Here is a 23727-nt window from a genome sequence, read left to right as displayed (position 1 = left end):
ATCTCCAATATATTTAAAGTTTAGAAATTTGGTTAAGCTGTAGCTATCCAGCGTCCGTTAACCATATTTATGAATTTTGTTGGTATTGGTTTGCCGTTTTTAAGTTCGTACATCAATTGCAGGATATTCCTTTCTGGCCTAAATATCATTACTCCAGATGTATATAAACTTCTTAAAACATTAGCACCACTCAATGCTTGAAATGGATTCTTTTTTAACGTGGTTGTTGACACTTTTTTGGTGTAATGTGTAACTATTACTCCAGCCGTAGAATTAGTGATAGAGCGTAGTTCATCAATACCATTTTGCAGAAAAGAGATCATACTCCTATAATCAAAAAGAGAGTCTATTACTATAAGATCAACTGTTTTTACATCGAGATTTTCCGACATAATTTCTTTTATTTTTTCCACATTCAAAGTTAACTGTACTTTTTTAGTAATAACTAAGTTTTCTGTTCCTTCATCAAGGATTTTCTTGCTGATTCTTAACTTCTGTAAGCGCTCTCTTATGTAATCATATTCCATTTCATTCTGTAGATAGAATATCTTAAGTGGCTTTGCAGGCTTCATACCAAGAAATGATACTCCAGCAGCTAAATGTACTAACATGGAAAGAAGAAAATTACTTTTTCCGATTTTGGGAGTTCCACCTATGACCAAAAGACCGCCTGGAGTTAATATTCTTGGCCCTATTATATCTTTTGGCATTGGTGATTTATCATTTAAGTAGTGTCTTACAGAAAATGCTTTTTCTCCATTGTTTTGTAACGTGGAATTTTTTTTAGCGTTCAACCACTTTTTGGCAGAATCTATGTTACCTTCAACTAAAGTCCAAAGACTGAGTATGTCTCCCTTCTTTTCTTTATAAATGTTATTCCAATTTCCTGCTTTCTCTCCTTTTATTTCAACTATTATCTTATCTTTACCTAAATTTGCCAGATAGAACCTATCTTGATAAAATTCTCCACCCGGAAGTAAGTAAGATACACATTCTTTTATGTTATCAATTAACAATGATTTAATCTCTTTTTGAGATGAAAAACCCATAAAATTTTCCTCCTTTTTAATCAACATATTCTTTAAACGTTTAAAGTCCAGATTGGCGAGTTCACAAACAGTTTCAAAGGATCGTGATCGAATCCATTTACAAGCCTCTTTTTTAAGTTTTAGGTTCCTTCCTGCTGCATCCTGAAGAGCTCTAGCAATAACAGCAGCCCATAACTTTCCTTCGTCGTACTTCAAAATGGTAACCAGTCAGATTCAATACCATTGTTTTGTTCTGGAGTAACAACTGTAGCAATTCTGTTTCTATCTCCGTATCTACTGTCGGCTTCAATACCAACTTTTGCAGTAAACTCTAACCCGTTAAAATCAGCTATAGAGTTGATTTTTCTAGCAGTAACCGCTTTCTCTGAAGTGTCATGTGCATGAATATTTCGTGCTGACTCCAAAATGCTTCTAAGCATGGAACGACCAGATTCTCCCCAAGTATCTTCTCCTTCAACGCTTGCTTTGCCACTTTTGACACCTATAATCTGAAAAATCTTGCGTTTTGCATATAGACCTTCAGTGACAGTAAATTCAGCGTTTAAATAGATGCTGCCAGTAGTGTAGCTTTTCGTGAACCAATTCTCATAACCTCCAGGCTTTATTGCCATTTTTACCTTGACTGTTGTACCTTTCGGTATTAAACTGCTTCGCAGTTTCGCGTTATTAAAATCAGTTAAAAAATCTGATAACATATTGTCTCCTATAAATTAAGTAAGAAAAATCAACTCCATTGGTCTACAATCTTCCAATGGCCATCTATCTTATCGACAAGCTTGCTTGCCACACGTTCACCATTACGCAGTTCAAATACTATCTGACGTACAGTACTTTCTTCATCATGAGCAAACATCACCATACCAGTACTGTAAAATCCACGTAAAGATCCAGCACCACTTAGGCCTTGAAATGGATCTTCTTCCAGCATCTTTTTGGACAGTTTTTTTGTGTGGTGGGTGAGTATTATGCCTGAATCTGGATTGATAACATTTCTGAGTCTTTCAAGTGTTTTTTGCAAGAAGAATAGCATAGCGCTATTGTCATTTTCATTGCCATATTCACTTGAGTTGAAGATATTGCGAAGAGGATCGATTGCAATAATATCAGGTTTGAAACGCTCTTTAACAACATTTTTAATTTCATCTATTTCTTCACTACTAAATGATAATTGCACTCTTGGCGTGATAATTAAGTTATTGGCAGCTACATTCAAAAGTTCGTTATCAAGTTGAAGTTGTTGCAAACGTTCTTTCATATATTCATATTCAATTTCAGTTTGCATGTAGAAAATTTTTAAAGGTCTATTTGGTGTCATACCAAGAAATGATCTACCAGCAGCCATGTAAACAAGCCAAGAGATCAAAAAGTCGCTTTTGCCAATCTTAGGAGGGCCACCTAGTACTAACAAACCTCTTTTAGTTAGAATTCTAGGGGAAATTATATCTTCTGGTATTGGCGATTGATCATTCAAGTATTCTTTCACACTGAAAAAGGGAATTTTTTGACCGATATTGAAAAAGCTTTGTTCCATAATAATTGTTCTCCAATTTTTAATTAAGCAATAGGAGCCAAAGTTTTGGCTTTAATTTTCGCAAGTAATTTACCAAGATGTGGTTCTTCAACCATATTCAGGCAGCCACTGCGATCTTTAGCTGGATATCCCCAAGTATTAATCGTCTGACAGACAAATGAACGTACTTCTGTTCCATCATCTTTCTTGATTCCAACCATACTAATTACTTCATCAACAATACCTGGAATTTCACTGGCAGTTTTAGCCCCTTCACATTGAGGCAGCCAGGTTGAACGATTGCATTCATCGAGATATTGACCTAACGTGCCAACTATGATAACGTCTTTGTCTCTGATATGTTGAAACTGATTGAGCCAAGCCATCATCTCTTGAGCAAGTGACCCATAAGCAGCTCTTTTATCTTCTTTTCCTGATCTATCAGAAAAAGCTTCAGGTTGCATCCTTGCCCATAATAGACATAAACGTGAAGCAACGGTTATACTATCCACAAAGATGCATCGGTATTTAGAAACTTCAGAAAGAAGATCTTTGTGCTTGCTACAGACATGCTCATAGTGTTTTTGACTATACGCCTGATCAGACTTTAGTGCAGGGTTTGGACCACCAATTAGGCAGGCAATATCCCGAGCTTGATTCCAAGTACGAACACTAATTGAATCTCCCTGCCAATCTTGAACAGCAAGCAGACCTGCTTCAAAGTCAAGACATAGTGTTGGTTCACTTATAGTCTTTAAGAGACTGGTTTTACCAATACCGTAAGGACCAAAAATTACTACTTTTATTCCTGTAGTTGTTTTCAATCTTTCATTATTGTTTAAAATTTTAAAAGTCATTTATTCACCTCAATGGTATATGTTATATATTCAGGAAAGGTAGAATTTATGTTCAATTTTTCTTTTTGCTCTTGTAGTAGATGGAAGAGAGTTTTATACGTATTTTTCTTACCATAGTATTTAAAGTAGTTCTTGATATGTTGTTCATCTTAGCAACTTCATATAAGTTAAAGTACTTGAGTTGTTCGCATATCTTTTGCATCTTTCTTGGTAGCGTTGAAATCATGTAATCTACATCAGTACGTTTCGCTACTTCATCTTCAAAAGCTTCTGTTTTCTCAATATTGACATAGTTATTAATATTGCGCTTCATACATAGTTGTTTCTCCAATAAGTTATTGGCACGACGTTCAGTTAATCTTGCTACAAAAGTGTTAAAGCTACCTTTACTTTCATCATATCTATCAAGATAAGTCCAAATTTCACAGAAAAGTTCTTGCTCAAGATCTTCATGAGTTTCATGAGCAAAGCATTCAAAAAGTTTTAATCTCTTAGCTTGATACCGTATATTTTGAACAACTATGGCAGTTTTTAGTTTCATAACTTTTCCCTAAAACAATTAATGCTTTAAGGATGAGAACCTATAGGTGCACTTTGTAGGACAGGAGCAAAAATAAATAATACAGATGCAATTTTTAAACTACTGATATTCAATTACTTTTCTTCAAGAATAATACACATCCAAATTTAAATAATACTGCAACAAAAAATTAGGCAAAAATTCATTTTTTTTGGACAAAAATTTTCCAAATCCTGAATATATATTATATAAGCCTTTCAAACTCATCACAGGTGTCAATTCTTACACAATCAGGAAGAGCAGCAATAGCAGCCAGCATCAAAAAGCAATCTATCCATCTTGCTTGGGGAACAGGTGATTCAAGTTGGGAAAGTAGCCACAAAGTAGAAAAAACTTTCGTTAAGGGTGAAATAAAATTTGATCATCAACCTATTAAAGATGTGAAGGTTGTTACAGGGCAAACAACTTATCAGCCAAGTATTGAATATACAGTTAATGGCAGTACTGGTGTAATAAAACGTACGGAAAATAGCTCTATTCCAGTAAGTGATAAAGTTACTGTAGAGTATAGTGAAAGCACACCACCAGAGCTGATAACTTCTGAAAAACTGCTCAATGAACTTGGCAGACGTACTGCAGACGAAGTGCTATTCTGCACAGGTGATGAAAACGGTGAACTTATAACTCCATCTGGAAGGTTTAGGCCCTCAAATGTACCAACTAATAATCTCTATCTCAAATTTACTTTCGATTTCACAAACGCAGCAAATCAAGTTATACGGGAATTAGGGGTTATGGTTGGTACTAAAGTAAAAGAAGAATTACCTATAGGACAGAGGTATTTTGAACCAAAAGATATAGAAGACCATGGAATTTTGTTAGTTTTAGAACACACTGTACCACTTATCAGAACATCTGCAACTCGGGAAACTTTTTCATTTGTTGTAACCTTTTAGAATAAAATGACTTTAAACGCCTATTATAACCGCTTTAATCCTGACAAAGAGTACGAAAAAAGTTTGTTCCTTGCAGGAAGAGGTCTACAGTCTGCAGAATTAAATGAGATTCAAGATTATGCTCTTTTGAGGCTCAAAGGCATAGGTGATGCGATATTCCGCGATGGTGATATCATAACTGGAGCTGATTTTATCATAGATGGGGAAAACGGTAAAGTCACGCTTGAAGCTGGAAAAATCTATCTTCGTGGAGCGGTTAGAAAAGTCGAAAAGGAAGAATTTATTATTCCACTTAATACTACAGTTCGTATCGGTGTTTTTTTCGCCCTATCTACCATCACAGAACTTGAGGACGAAAATCTTCGTGATCCTGCAGTTGGTACAAGAAATTATCAGGAAGTAGGAGCAGCAAGGCTTAAAGTTTCCACCATTTGGGGATACCAAGCAGAGAGTGTTACTGTTAACTCTACAAATGGGGAATTTTATCCAATTTACCATATTGAAAATGGAGTATTAATAGAACATTCACCACCACCACAAGCAAACATAGTAACTACCGCTCTTGCTCGTTATGACAAGGAGGCAAATGGTTCCTACGTCGTAAATGGCCTAGAAGTAATGTTTTTGCAGAGGGAAGAAAAAGGGGCGAAAACATTTGTGATTAATGAGGGCAAAGCTCATGTTGATGGTTATGAGATTGAGTTACCTCATAGTATTCGTGTTTCTTTTGATGAAGATCCAGATATAAAATCAGTTGAATCAGAACCACATACTTTTCAGCCAAATAGTCAAAGAGTAATGGAACTTAAAGTTAATGATTTTCCAATAAGTGAAATCAAAAAAGTAGATATCACTGTTCAAAAAACATTTGCCGTTACTCATGGTTCATACTCTGGAGCTATTGATCCTATACCTGACTCTGCAGTACTGGAGATTATTCAAGTTAAACAAGGTAATGTTATTTATGAAAATAATATAGACTATAAGTTAAACGCAGGAAACGTTGATTGGTCATTACCCGGAAAAGAACCAGCGCCTGGAAGTAGTTACCTGATAACCTATCGCTGTCGCACTCATGTAAGTCCTGAAGATATAAGCGAAGAGGGATGTAAAGTAAGAGGTGCAGTTGACAACAGCTTAGTTTTGATTGATTACACCTGGAAAATGCCCCGCTTTGATTTAATTACCATAGATGCAAAAGGAGTGGTAAGAAGAATAAAAGGAATTGCCCATCCTTGGAAACCATCAATGCCAAAAGCACCTAGCGGACAACTTTTGCTCTGCTACATTCATCAAACGTGGAAAAACGGCGAAAAAGAAGGGGTAAAGATAGTGAATAATGCTATCCATGCTGTACCGATGAATGAGCTTGAAGCAATGAAAAGGGGCATAAATGATCTTATGCTACTTATTGCAGAGGAACGTCTACGTAATGATGCAAATTCAAGAGAGCCTACCACTAAAAAAGGAGTATTTGTTGATCCGTTCTTTGATGATGATATGCGTGATCAAGGAATTGTTCAGTTTGCAGCAATAGTAAATAAGGAACTAATTTTACCGATAGACGTAGAAATTATTGATGTTGAGAAGGGAAAAAAACCTTATTTGTTGCCGTATGAACTTGAGCCAGTGCTTGAGCAGCTTTTACAAACTAAAGAGATGAAGATAAATCCTTATCAGGCATTTGATCCAGTACCAGCAAAAGTTACCATGAACAAAAACACCGATCACTGGACGGAGGTAAAAACAAATTGGAAAAGTCCAGTGACAGGACAATTTAATACTAGAGAAACAACAGAGCTATTGTCAAGTAATTCATATGAAGCTGAATTTATGAGAGAAGCAGTACAAAACTTTGAAATTGAAGGTTTTGCAGCTCATGAAAAACTTAAGGGAATAAAGTTCGACGGCATAACCATTCAACCCGTAGCATAGAAGGCAAAAAAATGGAAAAAATAGCTAATAATCAGGGACAGATAAAGGGAAAGGTGAAGATACCGGCAAATATTCCAGCAGGTACTAAATTAGTGCAATTTTACGGGGATAAGGGAAGCTATGGAGAAGCAACATATACTGGTAAAAAAACTATTACCATAGAAGAGCGAAGAAGAGTTTTTTCCAGCAAACGTGTTGATCCTTTAGCACAGACATTTACCTTAGATGAAAGTAGGCATATAGGAGGTGTAGAGCTATGGTTTACAAATAGCGGCAAAAAACGTGTTGTTGTGCAGATTCGTGAAACAACAGTTGGAGTGCCTTCTCAGATTGTCATTGCTGAAAATTCCATTGAGCCAGCTAAGATCAATACTAACGGCACAGCAACACGTATAACTTGGTCACCAGTATTTTGCCATGGAGGGCAGGAACATGCAATAGTTTTACTTACCGATGACGGGGAAAATGCGGTCAAAGTAGCAGAACTTGGCAAATACGATGCAGTAAATAGCCGTTGGGTAACCAGTCAGCCTTATCAAGTAGGAGTATTACTCTCATCTAGCAATGCAAGTACCTGGACACCACATCAAAACTTTGACCTTACGTTTCGACTACTAGCTGCAAAATTTAGCGAAAATTCTCATGTTATTGATCTTGGAAAAGTTACTGCAAACAACGTATCAGATTTAATAGTTTTAACAAATGTTGAAAAAGTAGCATTTGATACCAATGTAGAATTTATCTTAACAGATGAAGAGGGAAAAGAAAACTTTCTGTCTGATAATTTGCCGCTCGCACTGCGTGAAAGATTATCTGGAGAGCTAACGGTAAAAGCAAGCCTAAAAGGAGGGCAAAAAAGAAGTCCAGTGTTATATCCTGGTTTACAGCTAGTTCTTGGTAATCTTTCAGAGTCCGGAGATTATGTTACGAGAAGTATTGCAGCAGGAGCTAACACTAAAATTACCATAACGTACGATGTGCTAATACCTGGCACTGCAGATGTTAAAGCATATGTGCAGAAGGGGGTGGAAAAATGGCAGTTAGTAGATTTAACAGCAGGAAAACCAATAGGGGAAAATTGGGTAGAGAGGACTCACGTACTGACAAACTTTAATGGCAATGAAACAAGGATAAAATTGGTTTTAAGTGGAACGGTTGTCTATCGTCCTAAAGTCAAAAATCTACGAGTTATTGTAACGTAGAAATGCCACATGACCAAACCAAACGAGGATATCCACTGCCTCATCCAGAGAATATTGCTGTGCAAGATGTTGTTCGTATCCGTACCACAATTGAGGAAATAGATGAAGATATTACCGAAAGAGAAGATGAGCATAATCAACTAAAAAATAATTTTAAACGATTTAGAGCCTGTCTTGAAAAGAAATGAGAAAGAGAATATGATGAGATAAGTAAAAAATAGTAGGTAAAAATGTATCCAAGTGATATAAGTGACAAAGAATGGGAAATTTTGGAGCCAAGTGTTGCACAAGGTGCAGTAGGACGGCCAAGAGAGCACAATATTAGAACAATTATTAATGCAATAAGATACATAATGAAAGGTGGTTGCCAGTGGAGAATGCTGCCAAAAGATTTTCCGCCATGGAAAACGGTGTATGATTATTTTCTCAGGTGGCGTAATAGTGGCAAATTGGAAGAAATACACGATATGTTAGTAAAAAAGGTAAGAAAAATGGTTGGCAAAAATGAAATACCTTCGGTAGGAATAATTGATAGTCAATCAGTGAAAACCACTCAAAAAGGGGATCCAGAGGATATGATGCTGGCAAGAAAATAAAGGGTAGAAAACGTCATATCATTGTGGATACAATAGGCCTAATTATTACAGCTGATGTTCATAGTGCAGGCATTCAAGATCGTGATGGTGCTCTAAATCTTTTTACTCAAGCTAAACGAAAAGCTCCAACGCTACAAAGGTTTCTCTCTGATCAGGGATATATTGGTAAACTGCAAAATTACTGTTTATTGAAAACAGGATGTTTATTGACGATTACTAAAAAAGCAGCTGATGCTGTAGGATTTCAAGTTATTCCTAAACGGTGGATTGTTGAAAGAACTTTTGCTTGGCTTTCCAATTTTAGACGTATGAGCAAGGATTATGAGCATTCTCCTCTTACTTCAAAAACTAATATCTCCTTTAATATGATTACTATTATGCTTGCTAAATTAGCTGCTTAGTTCCTTTCAAGACAGGTTCTCACCAATAGATAATTTGTACTCGCATTTTTTTGAGAGCCTACACCAAAGTGTTTTTGAAACTTTTTATAGCTTATCAATTCATTTGCTGGGGTTTTTAGGTCCTTTATAAGGCAGTTATAAAAAGATGATCTTAAAACTACATCTAAAGCCTTAAATGCAATTCTCACGCCACTTATGGAAGAGATTTGTTTTATCAACACATTCAAAACTTAGAAAAACAAAAGAGTTGAATATTTCTTCACAATTGTGTATAACCACTAATGCTTTTTAAGCGGATTTCCTATGGCTCTTTCCAAGTTTCTCGATCCAAAGAATGACATATCGTTCAAGCGTATCTTTGGTACTGAAAAAAATAAAGATATCCTTATTCACTTTCTTAATGATATCCTTGGCTTCACTGGCAAAAGTGCAATAAAGGGGATAGAGTTTTTAAGTGCTATTCAAGACCCTGATATTGCCTCTAAAAAACAAAGCATTGTTGATGTTCTTTGTAGAGACGAAAGTGGGCTACAAGTGATAGTTGAAATGGTGCGACCTGAAAGCCTTCGGTCATATTGTTTAAAAGGAGAGGAATTCATTCAGAAAGAAACTGAAAGGATTCTAAAGCTTATTGAACCAGATGTTTTGCCATCTGAGTCTACGCATCAGTGCGAATTGGGTAACCAGTTGGTGCCGAGCGACGCGGACAATGAACCTCCTCTTGATAAAGAAGATGCTCAATCGTGAGAGAAAGCATAAACTACAAGCATCATGTGGTTGGAGGGCTAGGCTTAGTGGTATGGTGAACGTAAGTGAAGCTTCATAAGTATCGTAACGATTAAAGAGCTAAAGATGCTGATAAGCTCCGACCAAAAGGTAATGTGGATGAGTTACATTTTTCATTTCTGGATGTACGCAAATAATAATTCCACCGGTATAGAGAAGCCACCTAACCCACTATTGTATGACAAAAGGAACAGGATAAGCCTGTATTTTCGCCTATATGGCAGGCAACCCGCAAGGAATGCTGATGGATGTGCAGGTAAAGGATAATGGAGAAAGCGAATGCCATTTTGTAACGAAATGGATAGAATTTGTAACATTAATTCGCGTGAAAACGAGCAGACTTCCATTTGGTCCCTCATGACAAGAAACTTTGTTAACCACTTAAGGTAGGAAAGCAGATGATTACAAGTACAACTGTAAGTGCACCTACCAATAACTCCGAAGCATGGAACCAGTTACCCTGGAAGAAATGCCAAAAAGTTGTTATGAGGCTACAGAGGCGTATTGTTAAGGCTGTCCAACAAGGCAGATGGGGTAAGGTGAAAACTTTACAACACCTTCTCACACGCTCTTTTAGCGGCAAAGCTTTGGCGGTTAAGAGAGTAACTGAAAACCAAGGAAAAAACACAGCAGGTGTAGATCGTCAAATATGGTCAACTTGCAACACAAAATTTCAAGGAATAAAGCTATTAAAACAAAGAGGATACAAACCTTCTCCGCTAAAACGGATATACATCAGTAAGTCTAATGGCAAAAGAAGACCTCTTGGAATCCCTACGATAAAAGATAGAGCCATGCAAGCATTATACTTGTTTGCTTTGGAACCGATAGCTGAAACGATCAGTGATCGTCACTCTTATGGTTTTAGACCAAAAAGATCCTGCGCAGACGCTACTGTGGCTTGTCACTTGTTACTGGCAAGCCGTAACCAACTACAATGGATACTCGAAGGTGATATTAAAGGGTGTTTTGATAACATTAACCATGAATGGCTCATGAAGCATATTCCTATGGAGAAGAAAATTCTTCATAGCTGGTTAAAAGCTGGCTTCCTAGAATCAAAAACTCTGTATTCCACAACTGCAGGTACCCCACAAGGTAGTATCATCTCTCCAATACTAGCAAATCTAGCCCTAAATGGACTTGAAAAATCATTGGAAAGTCAATTTGGTAAACTTGGCAGTAAAAGAAGAAGCAAAATCAGAAGTGGAGTAAATGTAATCAGGTACGCAGATGACTTTATCATTTCAGGAATCACACGTGAAGTACTGGAAAATGAAGTAAAACCTCTAGTATCGTCCTTTCTTCAGGAGAGAGGTCTTATCCTTTCCGAAGAGAAAACAAAAATTACATCTATTACAACAGGGTTTGACTTTCTTGGTTGTAATGTACGCAGGTATAATAAGAAGTTAATTATAAAACCTTCAAAAGAAAGTATTAAGAAACTTCTTAATAAAGCACGTACATTGATAAAGGCAAACATAGCGAACACTCAGGCCGTACTAATCAAGTTGCTCAATTCCCTATTAAGGGGATGGGGAAATTACTACAGCCATGTGTGTGCGAAAAGAGCTTTTAACAAAATAGACCATGAAATTATGTGTGCTCTATGGAAATGGGCAAAGAAAAGACATCCTCGTAAAGGATTACGTTGGATAAAGAATCGTTACTTCAAGGTAATGAAACAACGCCAATGGGTCTTTGCTGCACCCATATGCAAGAACAAACCGAAAGAGATAAGGTATTTAAGACTGCTTAGGTTGATTGATATACCTATCAGACGACATGTTAAAATCAGGGCGGATGCAAATCCACTTGACTTAAAATGGAAAAAGTATTTTGATGAAAGAGTGAAACAAACAAAAATGTTAGCAAGCTCTTTCTCAAGAGAAGGTTCTCTACTGTTGGTGTCACCATTAAGAATGATGTTTTCTGAGGAATCATGAAGGACAAGCCGGTTCGAGAAAAGAAGGACTTAGATAAGGGGCTCAAGCGTAGTGTGGGGAAACCTGCATGCTGCGTTTCTAAGGGAGGGAGTAGTAGCAATACTACTTCCTTACCTAACCAGCTCGCTCGTGATAAGGGCTTTGAAAAACGCGCTCAACTTTATGCTGCTAAGGCTTACTCAAGACAATTAGATAAATCTGGTAATTATATTGATCTTCAGAAAGTCTTCTTTATTGCTATTTCCAATTGTAACCTTCTGCCTGAAGAAGTTGACTATATTTCTACTCATAATATACGGGATATCAAAACCAATGGTCATTACTTAAAAGATCTACAATTTGTCTTTATTGAGTTGCCTAAATTTACAAAAAATAGAGTAGAGCAGTTAGAGAATACTACAGAGAGATGGTGTTTCTTTTTTAAATACGCAGAAGAAACAACTGATGAAGATCTGAAAAAGATAGCAGCAGAAGCTCCGATAATAAAGCTAGCATATGATGAATTAGACAGGTTCCGCTGGAATGAAAAGGATTTGATCGCATATGAAGAAAGAATATTGAGCGTGCAAAAAGAAAAAGCTATTCTTGCTCAAAAACTCGATGATGCTACTCAAAAAGGTAGACAAGAAGGTAGACAAGAAGGCATCCTCATTGGTGAAGAACGTGGCATCAAGATTGGTGCAGAAAAAGGGAGAGAAGAGGGTGAAAAACAGACTAAAATAGCTGTGGCCAAAAACTCACTCAAGGCTGGTGTTTCTATAGATGTTATCGCTCAAATTACCGATCTCTCTCATTCTGAAATTTTACAACTCAAGGAAAAAACATAATATCCCTACTTATTCACTTCAACATTTATGAAAACCCTCTCTAAGTTAGACATATCCCCTCATTAAGAATCTAGTGAACTGTCTAAAACAGCTATGAAGATTGTACATAGAATTATATAAATTACTATCATAACGTTACCCAAACTTCTATATCAAAGCTATGTGCTGTAAGTTCAATATGGAAAATATATTAACCACTTAGCATTTAATGTCTACTTCATCCATTTTAGTATTAAGACTATCAAACTTGCTACTGGTTTCCCTAATTATTTTGGCTACCCTCACTTTAAATTTTCCACTACTTGGCATATTATAGCTCCACCCCTTATATTATAACTCACCTATTGAGATTACCTCCAAGCTTGGTTACTCCTATATCAGAAAGACAAGTTGATACTTTTGAATGGCTTTGAATAGAAGCATTACTTAAATAACTTTGAGGCTCTAAACTCATTTGCTTTGCATCATCCACTTCTAACGTACCATCTCCATTGTGTAATATCTGCTCTATTGATTGATTTAGCAGACCCTTATTAAACTCTAGCATAAACTTTTCAAATTTCTTTGGACTTAATTTACCAGCTTCTTCATCAGGGCATGCTTTCTCTACATACGATTTTAAAATCCCCGAAATCTCATTAAATTTACCACTCATGATTTTTCTAGTAATCTCTTTCTGCATTCCCATATAATCAATATTTAATCGATGCATTGACACACCACTTTTTAATCCAGCTTGCTCTACTACTTTCTCAAATCCCTTTGTAATATTGAGTGCATATCCCTGTGCCTCTAGTGGAGATATAGGCTGATCTACTGTAGAAATATACTTCTGACCTGTAACTTTTCTAACAAGCACGTCAAGTAACATTATTGTACCATTTACATCCACTCTTGCATCTACTTGTGAGATTGGACTTGGAGTGCTCTCAGGTTTAGAACTCAATAATCTACCTACAGAGCTTTTCACCCAACCAAGTAAATCATTTATCCATGAAGATGGTCTTGTGCCACTGCTTGCTGCTATCTTAGGTTGGTCTATAGCAAGTGGTTTTCTCGACATATGATGACGGCGTCTGCGTTGTACAGCTTCTCCTCTTTTCTGATTGAGTTTTTCTAAGCACTGCACAATATCACTACATTCTTCGTTTTTACCACGTTCTCTTAGTTTCTCTTTAGCAATATCTAGTGGCGCCTTACCATCCTTTTTAGCATCAACATCAGCCCCTTGACCAATAAGCTCTCTAACTTTAGGGAGATTTTCTTCTCTTACAGCAGTAAACAACTTCCTGCGTAATTGCTCCTGTTCTAAAACTCTCACTATATGACCTTGTTGGGTGAGCAATAATGAACTATTGAGAGATTCATGATCCTCTTCAAGAACGTTCTTTGTATTAATAGCAACGTCTAGCGGTGTTTTACCATTCTTGTTTTTAGTATCAACATTAGCTCCTCGACTGATAAGCTCTTCAACTCTAGGAAGACTAAATTCTCTCACAGCAGTAAATAACTCTTTACCTAATCGTTCCTGTTCCAAAGCTTTAACTATATCTGTGTAACCCTTTTGAATAGCCGATTCCAAAGGTGTTTGGTTATGAACATCCTTGACTCCAATGTCAGCACCTCTATCAAGAAGGAATTTGACTGTATCTAATTTGTTTCCCTCGACAGCTACATGTAAAAGTGTAGAGCGGTCATTAGTTACATCATTAATATCATTAGCATCCTTGTCTAAAAGAAATTCAACTATTTCAAGCTTATTACTATACCGAGCAGCCACATGTAAAGGCGTATCGCCGTAGATATCTCTAGCTTTAATATTAGCGTTCTTATTAAACAGAAACTTAACTATGTCAAGCTTGTCACTAGAAGCAGCAAAGTGTAAAGGTGTCCATCCATATATGTCTTTAGCTTCAATCTTAACACCTCTATCAAGGAAAAATTGGACCATGCCCAAATCGCCTTCTTGAGCGGCAAAATGCAAAGGTGTTTTACCTTCCTTATCTTTAGCATCTAAGCTAGCACCTCGGCTTACAAGATCTTTAACTTTCTTAAAATCTTCACCTTGTACTGCAGCTAATAATTGTTCATTTAGGTCTAATTGTGTTCGCTGTAAATACTCCACAACACTATTATATTTCAGATCAATAGCAACATCTAGCGGCGTTTTACTATCATTACATTCAGCATTAATGTTGGCTCCTTTATCTATAAAATACTTTACCAAATCTAAATGGCCGCTCCAAGAAGCCCAGTATAATAGCGCCCTGCCATCTTTGTCAGTATCATTAACACTCGCTCCCTTGCTCAGAAAAAACTCTATAATATCCTTATTATTCTCCTCAGTGGCAACATGTATGGGTCTTTTACCAGCAATAGAAGCATCTGCAACATTGATATCAGCTCCTTTTTCTATCAGAAATTTTGCAACCTCTAGTTGGCCGAACCTAGCAGCATAGTGTAGTGGTGTCCAACCATTTTTATCAGCCTCATCAACGCTCACTCCCTTTTCAAGAAGAAACTCTATAACACTTTCACTATTATTTTCAGCAGCAACATGCATAGGCTTTTTACCAGCGGTAGAAGTGTCTGCAGCATTGATATCAGCTCCTTTTTCTATCAAGAACTTTGCAACCTCTAAACGGTCTCTCCATGCCGCATAGTGCAGTGGTGTATAACCTTGCTTGTCAGTATCATTAACACCTACTTCTTTGCTGAGAAGAAACTCTATAATATTTTTATTATTGTTCTCAATAGCAATATGTATAGGTCTGCTGCCATAAAGATTTTCACTTGCAGCATTAACATCAGCACCTTTCTTTACTAAAAACTCTGCAACTTCTAAATGACCTTTATACGCAGCCCAATGTAGTGGTGTCCAACTGTACTTATCTCTAGTATTAACATTAGCATTCTGATTAGTCAGATCCTTAACTTTATTAAGATTACCATTCTGTACTGCAGTCAATAGCTTTTCATCTAAAGCTATTTGTACTTTTTCTATCATTTCTACTATACTTGTGTAATCTTCTTGTTTGGCCAAATCTAAAGGTGTTTTACCATTTTTATCTTTAACTGCAATACTCGCACCTTTTCTGAGAAGGAGTTCAACCGTGTTTGTTTTATTTCCTTGTATAGCTAAATGTAAAGGCGTTCTACCGTCATTAGTTATATCATTAATACCACTAGGATCTCTGTTCAAAATAAACTCAACTACTTCAAGTGTACTATCATGTTGGGCAGCTGCGTGTAAAGGTACTTCACCATCTTTATTTTTAGCCTTTAAGCTAGCCCCCTCTTTGATCAGATATTCTACTACTTTTACATGACCGTTATTACAAGCGCTATGTAAAGGAGTATTATTACTGTTATCTTTCGCTTCTAAACTAGCACCTTGGCTAACAAGAGCCTTGACTCTATTAAGATCGTCACCGTTTGCTACAGCCAACAATTTTTTATCTAAATCTAAATGTGTTTTTTTCAAAAATTTTATTATACTTATATAATTCTTGTGAACAGCCAAATCTAAAGGTGTTTTACCATCTTTATTTTTAGCTTTTAAGCTAGCTCCCTTTTTGACAAGATATTCTACTACTTCCAAATGATCATTCTGAGAAGCATAATGTAAAAGAGTGTTACCATTGCTATCTTTCACCTCTAAGCTACTACCTTGGCTAATAAAATCCTCAACTTTATTAAGATCACCATTTTTTACTGCAGATAACAGTTTTTTATCCAACTCTAACTGCATCTGCTTTATCACTTTTGCTATATCTGTGTGACCCTTCTGCTCAGCCAAATCTAAAGGTGTTTTACCATCTCTGTCTTTAACCTTTAAGCTGACTCTCTTCCCGATAAAATATTCTACTACTTTATCAAGATTACCATCTTGTGCACTAATTAACAATCCTTGATCCAATTGTGCTCTCTTCAAAAGCTCTTTCACATCTTCTTTAGTGGCTAAGTCTAAAGGTGTTTTATTATTCTCATCTTTAGCATTGACACTAGCACCTCTATCAAGAAGAAGTTCTACTATGTTCAACCTGTCTGCTTCAACAGCAAGATGTAAAGGCTTTTTATTATCTTTGTCTTGAGATTCAGTGTCAGCACCTTCATCAAGAAGAAATCTGACCATATCTAAATTACCCTCTTGCACAGCAAAATGTAAAGGCGTTCCTTGAATCGTTATTTCATTATTAAATTTAGCACCGTTACTAATAAGAAGTTTTACCACATTCCATTTACCTGACTGAACAGCATAAAGTATTGGTATCCAAGCAAGCTTGTCTTGAATTTCAATATTAGCGCCTCTGTCAAGAAGGAATTGAACCATATCTAAATTATTCCCTGACGCAGCAAAGTGTAAAAGTGTTTGACCTTTCTCATCTTGAGCATCAATATTATCTCCTCTATCAAGGAGTAGTTTTACTATACTCCATTTACCTGACTGAGTAGCAAGAAATATTGGTGTGTACCCAAATTTATCTTGAACTTCAATATTAGCACCTCTATCAAGAAGAAGTTTCACCTTATCAAATTCACCTGCCTCGGAAGCAAGATGCAACAGTGTTCTGTCAAGTTTACCTTGAGCATTTATGTCTCCACTGTTTGGAACCTCTGAATGTATAGAACTCTCTTGTGAATTAACAATAGAACTCACATTATTTAATTTATCAATACTGTCTGAATTATTTATTTTATCTATTTCGTTACTTAATAATATCTCTTTGTCAGTAAATTTTATAGTTAATGTTTTCATTTTAGATTCTTTATAGAAATCCTTAAACCGTATAATACACAACTCGCTTGCTTCTATATTAGCATTAAAAGCATTGGTAACTATCAAGTCGTATTTATCATGAAGATAGGTATACTGTCCTGCTTTTTTAGATATTACTAATTTATTCTTTTCTTCTATGTCTTGAGGTGTTACTACAATAATTTTTTCATCAGAAATAAAGAACGAAGACTTTAAACCTAAACTATCATCGATTTCCATCGGTGCATTATCAAAAATAATTTGTAATTTTTTATACCACTTATTTACAAGTGCATCTTTCAGCCTGACTGTTATTACATCTTGCTGTAAGCCAGTAGCTGATATAGATAACTTAATTAATAAATCACTTTTACCTTTAATAACTGTTGGTATCGGTTTTATACTCAAATCCCTATTTATCTGCTGCACCAAATGATGTAGGTCTAATGTACTTCTTAAACTTTTCTTCCCATCAGCATCATCATTAATCACTACTTCTTGAATAGGGAAGTTTTCAATATCAAGCGTTTCATGACCTGAAGTAATTGCACATACATCGTTTCCGCTTAGAACAATATTTCTTCTTCCATTTGCATTGAGTTCACTACACACATCTCTCCTCATAGAATCCGCAGCATTGCTTCTCCCTCTATTATTTAAATAACTATCTAAATCTAACTTATTTTTTGACTGATTTAAAAAGGTTTGCCTTTCAACATCTTCAACTATAGCAGATATTCTACTTGCTATTTGCTGACTATTTTCTTCAGTCAATATTGACTGATAGTCTACTACAGTTTGATTATAACCACTTGACTCTTGTATACTACGCCTATTGCGAGTAGATCCACAATTTTCAAACTTCCACTTAAATTGACCACTCCCTCCATTTGAAGGCCAGGTAAATACATACCGCCTGTCACTGTCAAATTGGAAATTACCAGCACTATTAGGTGAATATAAGTACCTTCCATACTCAACATTCCGTAGATACACATTATCGCCATTAAGCTCAACTTTCCACTTACCATCGTCTCCCACCTTTGAAGACCAGGTAAACACATAACGCCTTTCATCGTCAAATTGGAAATTACCAGCACTATTAGGTGAATATAAGTACCTTCCATACTCAACATTCCGTAGATACACATTATCGCCATTAAGCTCAACTTTCCACTTACCATCGTCTCCCACCTTTGAAGACCAGGTAAACACATAACGCCTTTCATCGTCAAATTGGAAATTATCAGCACTATTAGGTGAATATAAGTACCTTCCATACTCAACATTTTTAATACATACCGCTGATGAAAATACTGCATTTCTGACTGATTCTGGTAATTTGTTTTTTAGCTTTTCAAGATCAGATTTCTCTTCTGAATTGACCCTAGGCATTTTCATGGTCTCTCTAATAGAGTAAGCTAATTTAAACATTGCACCATCATCCTCTGGTATTTTGTCAAACACAGCTATGTAACCTGAAATAAACTGACCAATATAATTGTGACTGCCTATAAACTTTAATATTCCTTCTATACCTACACTTGAATATGTGTCATTTACAGCTTCCTTAATTGCTCTATCAAACAACTTTTCATCAAAATTATAAACCTCATCCAAAAGTTCAATAGTTGAAGCACTACGACCATTCAGCATACCGTCCTTTAGCACCCTTTTTGCTTCACTTTTTATCGAACCTCTTAAACTGCTTATACAAGACTCTACCAATCTTTTTGTATCGGATGGAATATTCGCTTGGTTAACAACTTCCTCCTTTAAAAATTTAATCTGCTCTATTTTAAATAAGTTGTTACTTTCAGCTTTAATCCTATCACAAAAAAATGTGATTATATCTAAATTACCATTGTAAGCAGCTAAGTACAGAGGTGTTCTACCATTGTACTTAATCTTGATATCCGCACCTCTATCAAGGAGAAGCTTAACTATATCCAACTGCTTGGCTTCCTCAATAGCCAAATATAGAGGCGTCTTACCCTTTTTACTTTGAATGTCAACCTTAGCACCTTTATCTATAAGAAAGCTAACCATATCAAGATTATCGTAGTGAACAGCATAATGTAAAAGCGCCCAATTATCATCGTTGCAACTAGTTAAGGCATTAATGTCACCTTTCTTTTTTAAAAATGGTTTAAGTATACTTTGGCTTAATTCCACATTACCGTTATAAACAGCATAATTCAAAGCCGTCCAGTTTTGTGAACACTGATTCTTATGTTCAACATTGACATTACTTCTGTTAGCAGTTCTATCAAGAAGAGTTTTAACTTCATCACTTTTACCTTCACCATCTGCTCTGCTTACCAATGGTTTTAATACTCCCAATCCAGAAGTTGTCATCCACTTATTACACCGATCTATTATGTTCCTATCATAACCATTCAGCAAAAGGTTGTTTTCTAACTTTTCAAGCAATGATAAAATCTGACTGCTACTTGGTATTTTACTTTTAAGTTCCTTAATTTGCTCTAAACTATAGGAATTTTCTGTAAACCCGACCCGTTCCTGGAGTGAAGAAAAACCAAGACATTGATGTGTTGGCTCTTTGTTTTCTCTTTCAAAATCATCAACTGACATCAAACATTTAAAGTCATTTTCTACTTTAGGGGTATATTTACTTCTATTTTGATAATTTTCTGAAGCTTTATCAATTAGGTATTGTACTTTTCCTACCTCAGATAAGCTAAACCTATCTAATCTACGGATTGTTATTGGTTCTAAACCTAGATCAAATTCCAATGTAGCAATTCTATAAGATTCATTGTTATTCCAACTTTTTATATTGATTGTGTGATTGGATACTTCATCAGAAAACACCAAATCTGTGTTACTACTAGAAACTCTAATCCGATCTGGAGTAATATTCTTTAGTATCATTACTCCTATACGCTTTTCATCTTCCTCTATCGAATTTAAAGTACCATTTTGATTATGTGTAATATCGACAGACTCAGTGAAGTCTATAGTGTATTCTTTTACAGTTTTCTCATAATCACTCTTAAGTTTATCTTGATAGTCCATTATTCCATTAACTTCTTGCTGTAAGCCAAGATATGGGGAAAAATTACCATCATTCCACAGAAAAAAACTAACGTTTCTCCATTTACTTTGATTATCATAAAAATTTTCTACTTTTATTATAAAAGGAACCTCGTTATTCCTTATCAGTAAAAGATGATCTTTATTTCTATATCGCTCAATATCTTCAAGACGGGAATCTATCACTACATGATCATCTTGAAAATCTTTAGGTAACACAAACATATTCTGAGTTTGTGTAGCCTGTAAAAAAGGAACTAATTTCCCTTTTCCTGAAGAAGAACATGACATTGACTGTATATTCGGAATAAAAATTTCTCCTTTTTTATTCATGATTATAAGATGCTTATAGTTAAGATCTTCAAGATAGTTTTTTACTTGAATACTAGTGTTATTGTAATTTAAATGTAGGTCACATCCCTGGACTGAAAAATCTCTTTTAACCTCTTGCATAAATAACGTATCCATTTTTTCATCGTCTGAATGATTATCAATCTTAACTTCTTTATTATTTATATCATTAGCAATAATATACACATCACTTCCTTTTCCTCCTCTTGCAAACATAGTACCTTGTTCGAAGTGTATCACATCATCCCCTGAAGAACCAAAAGCCATGTGTGGAACTATATTATTATCTTGACCTTGTGTTTTTCCTCTAATAACACTAAAAACCTTGTAATCCTTACCATTGTTTAAAATTTTTTTGTAATGATTTTCTACAGCATTAAGACTATCTAGAGGATGTTCTGAATGTAATTCAAATGAGGTGATTTCTATAGTTGACGAATCTGATTTTTCAATCTTAGGAACAATATTACTACCATTTTTATCTATTAGTGCAAAGTGAGGTTTATTACTGCTTTGTTCAACATAATTTTTTATATCAAGAGTAAATTGATTATTTTGACCAAAATTTATTTTTAAAGATAAAGTATTACTGCTTGTAGAATAAGTGATTCGATCACAATCACCTAATAAATCGATTTCCGGAAAAATTATAGTTCCTGTCCCATCCACATCAATTTCTGAATATAAACCTTTACCTTTATAGTCTGCAGTTTTTACATAAAAATCATAATTGCTTTTTCCACCTTTGACCGTAACATACGGCGAAATGATTACTTTCTTGCAATTTTCAACTATATCTCTCTTGTTATTATCAAAACCACCACCACTATCTACGATAACTTTGCGGTCATCGTTTCCTATAAAGTGCTCAGAGTAACCCATGCACAAGATCTCATCTACCTTGCTCTGCCTTGCAATATAATGGTAATTAAATAGGCTGTTACTAACATAATCATCAATCAACAAACGATTGTTTATTTTTACCTTTAATTGTCCATAGTTACTAGGCTTAAAACGGTAGTCAATCACACCTGTAACTTTATCTTCTCTTAATTGACTTAAATCAAGTATATTACTAGAGTTTCTTCCACCAATGATTTTACCTAAAAAGCTAGGGTTATTTATAAGAGCAAACCTATTTGCTACATTATTGCCACCAACTATTTCTTCTGTGCCTGAGTAAATTAAAAAATTATTATTCCATATGTTACTTCCAACAACCTTGCCTCTATTTACATTTTGTAGGTCATAAACAATTGTCTTATCCTCTTGTTTCATGTTTACTTTTCTATCGTGGCTAATAACCATTGCGTTTTCACAATAGTATTTAGCTGATGGCACAGAACTTGCAATACCTTTCTCATAATCTTGACTAGTAATCTGTGGTAAACAAACCCTGCCAGCGCCTTTAATGTTATTGGGTATAACACGCGAAAAGCTTCTTGTATTAGCATTTGTTCTATTCATCATAATTGTTGCATAATCTGGACGGAGGGTACCATAGCTCACTTTCCCAAGACCAATACCATAAGCAACAACATTACTAGGAGTATAGTCTGCATTTAGATTTTTCCATACTTCCCTAGCTAGACCATTAACTGTCTCTTTTCTAGCTACAAGATGTTGTACATCAGCTGCCATAGATTGAAAAAGAAGCGTCCTCCAAAATATGCTCCAATTTTCTCCGTGGGTTGTATCATACTTTTTCTCGTATTCTACGATATTGCTGATACCACTATAAATTCCATAACCTACCATCAGCCCAAACCCAACTGCAATACCAACTACTGGCATGCTCGCTGCTGTAAGAGCAACGCCAGAAACAAATGACACACCAGAAAAAGATATAGTTGCTATATTATCTCTTATTTCTTTCTCTCCACATGGATTATCACTATTCTCCCTTTTTTTACAATCTACAAGATTACTTGCTGACATCCCTATATCAACAATATCAAAGACACCAGCTATAGCTCCTGCCGTACCTCTTGCTATCGCACTTCCAAATTTTACCCCTACAACCCGAATAGCAAATTTTGTCTGTTTACCTAAAACACCTGGTATAATTTTTCCCACAACCTTTTCAGCTGATGTTACAACTTTTGGAGCAATTTTAACCATTACATTCTCAATTGGTTGAGATGCAAAAGACCATCCTATTCCACCTAGATTTAATCCACAATCCGTTGCTGTTCCATCCTTGCAAGATACAATAGCACCGTGGATTCCTCTGATCAATTGTATTCCACCTGCAGCATTCATTAACCTGCCCTTTAGCTTCGGATTTTTTGTTAAACTACTATCTTGATGTATAATATCATCGTGCAAATCCTTGATACGTTCGTTCTGAACATAGCGTTCATACCCTTGATCTCCAACAACCTTGTCAAGTAAGTACTTGCGATCACCTTCAATGCTTTTACTTCCAACAAACTCTACTAGTTGAGCATTTTTCGCTTCATCTTGACTACTTTTAACATAAGTTAGGAACTTTTCACTATCAATTATAATTTTGTCTACATTATTTTCATCTACCTTTCCTTTACTAAACTTTTCCACATCACTCTTTGAAAATAAACAAGGATTAACACTTCTTTTGCTTCTACCACCAGGCCTTACACAACTGTTTAGGTTGAATTTCTTCCTAGGTGCTTGTGCTTCAGCAAGTATAGCTTCATTTAAGTTAGCTATACGTTGTGGATCTGTACGCAATGCTTCTGAAACATCTTCTCTAACGCGTACAAAGTAGCCTTCATCCCTTTCCTGAACTTGCAAACGGTTACGTATTTCATTAGGAATGTTACTTCTACCCTCTTGCAATGCAGCATTAATATCTCTAGCATTTTCCAATGCCCATAAGCCGCAATTGTAACCATCTGTTTGTTGAGCAATAGAAACGTCATTAACGGTAATTTGAGCAAGTTGTAGAACTTGACGAATATTATCTGGGATATTACTACCCAATGAGTCTATAT

The 23727-nt window shown here is 35.7% G+C and carries 14 protein-coding genes and 1 pseudogene; 9 read left to right on the top strand and 6 right to left on the bottom strand.

Going from position 1 to position 23727, the window contains the following annotated elements; translation table 11 throughout:
• Positions 1-32 precede the first annotated feature (32 nt).
• The 5 genes from ABWU72_RS05725 to ABWU72_RS05705 are packed head-to-tail and all read right to left on the bottom strand — an operon-like array spanning position 33 to position 3957.
• On the bottom strand, positions 33-1244 hold the full coding sequence (locus ABWU72_RS05725) for an AAA family ATPase (protein ID WP_236515024.1): 1212 nt from the start codon (positions 1242-1244) through the stop codon (positions 33-35).
• Positions 1241-1744: a hypothetical protein gene (locus ABWU72_RS05720; protein ID WP_236515022.1), complete on the bottom strand. Its 504-nt coding sequence runs from the start codon at positions 1742-1744 to the stop codon at positions 1241-1243. Before ABWU72_RS05720 ends, ABWU72_RS05725 begins: the two co-directional genes overlap by 4 nt.
• Before the next feature lie 29 nt (positions 1745-1773).
• A complete protein-coding gene (locus ABWU72_RS05715; RefSeq protein WP_236515020.1) occupies positions 1774-2580 on the bottom strand; it encodes an AAA family ATPase in 807 nt (268 codons plus the stop codon).
• Between the two features lie 23 nt (positions 2581-2603).
• Entirely contained in the window at positions 2604-3416 is an 813-nt protein-coding gene (locus tag ABWU72_RS05710) for an ATP-binding protein (protein WP_236515018.1), read from the bottom strand.
• Between the two features lie 52 nt (positions 3417-3468).
• On the bottom strand, positions 3469-3957 hold the full coding sequence (locus ABWU72_RS05705; protein ID WP_017532023.1) for a sigma-70 family RNA polymerase sigma factor: 489 nt from the start codon (positions 3955-3957) through the stop codon (positions 3469-3471).
• 251 nt (positions 3958-4208) lie between these two features.
• On the opposite strand from ABWU72_RS05705, the gene ABWU72_RS05700 reads away from it, so the two are divergent.
• The 9 genes and pseudogenes from ABWU72_RS05700 to ABWU72_RS05660 all read left to right on the top strand — a co-directional run bounded on the left by ABWU72_RS05700 (position 4209) and on the right by ABWU72_RS05660 (position 12585).
• On the top strand, positions 4209-4892 hold the full coding sequence (locus ABWU72_RS05700) for a hypothetical protein (RefSeq protein WP_236515016.1): 684 nt from the start codon (positions 4209-4211) through the stop codon (positions 4890-4892).
• A 6-nt stretch (positions 4893-4898) separates the two neighbouring features.
• Positions 4899-6827: a DUF4815 domain-containing protein gene (locus ABWU72_RS05695; protein ID WP_236515014.1), complete on the top strand. Its 1929-nt coding sequence runs from the start codon at positions 4899-4901 to the stop codon at positions 6825-6827.
• Between the two features lie 11 nt (positions 6828-6838).
• Entirely contained in the window at positions 6839-8029 is a 1191-nt protein-coding gene (locus ABWU72_RS05690) for a hypothetical protein (RefSeq protein WP_236515013.1), read from the top strand.
• A gap of 2 nt (positions 8030-8031) precedes the next feature.
• On the top strand, positions 8032-8217 hold the full coding sequence (locus tag ABWU72_RS05685) for a hypothetical protein (protein WP_236515012.1): 186 nt from the start codon (positions 8032-8034) through the stop codon (positions 8215-8217).
• A gap of 42 nt (positions 8218-8259) precedes the next feature.
• A protein-coding gene (locus ABWU72_RS05680; RefSeq protein ID WP_410530125.1) for an IS5 family transposase occupies positions 8260-9026 on the top strand; the annotation gives its coding sequence in 2 pieces (ribosomal slippage) (positions 8260-8587 and positions 8587-9026; 768 coding nt in all).
• 303 nt (positions 9027-9329) lie between these two features.
• Positions 9330-9575, top strand: a pseudogene (locus ABWU72_RS05675) (PD-(D/E)XK nuclease family transposase); the annotation flags it as partial.
• Between the two features lie 454 nt (positions 9576-10029).
• Positions 10030-10173, top strand: a complete 144-nt coding sequence (locus ABWU72_RS05670; protein WP_173862902.1) for a hypothetical protein — start codon at positions 10030-10032, stop codon at positions 10171-10173.
• Positions 10174-10210: 37 nt separating this feature from the next.
• A complete protein-coding gene (gene ltrA, locus ABWU72_RS05665) occupies positions 10211-11758 on the top strand; it encodes a group II intron reverse transcriptase/maturase (RefSeq protein ID WP_006280223.1) in 1548 nt (515 codons plus the stop codon).
• Positions 11755-12585, top strand: coding sequence for an Rpn family recombination-promoting nuclease/putative transposase (locus ABWU72_RS05660; RefSeq protein ID WP_353283955.1), 831 nt, complete (start codon positions 11755-11757; stop codon positions 12583-12585). Before ltrA ends, ABWU72_RS05660 begins: the two co-directional genes overlap by 4 nt.
• A 337-nt stretch (positions 12586-12922) precedes the next feature.
• Here ABWU72_RS05660 and ABWU72_RS05655 read toward each other — a convergent pair whose 3' ends face one another.
• Positions 12923-23716 carry an ankyrin repeat domain-containing protein gene (locus ABWU72_RS05655; protein WP_353283954.1) on the bottom strand — a complete coding sequence of 3598 codons (10794 nt, stop codon included), beginning with the start codon at positions 23714-23716 and terminating at the stop codon, positions 12923-12925.
• Positions 23717-23727 lie beyond the last annotated feature (11 nt).

It is taken from the genome of Wolbachia endosymbiont (group A) of Lypha dubia (assembly GCF_964028575.1).
Taxonomy (GTDB): domain Bacteria; phylum Pseudomonadota; class Alphaproteobacteria; order Rickettsiales; family Anaplasmataceae; genus Wolbachia; species Wolbachia pipientis.
Note: the sequence above shows the minus strand (reverse complement) of the source record. Positions and strands in the feature narration are given on the sequence as shown.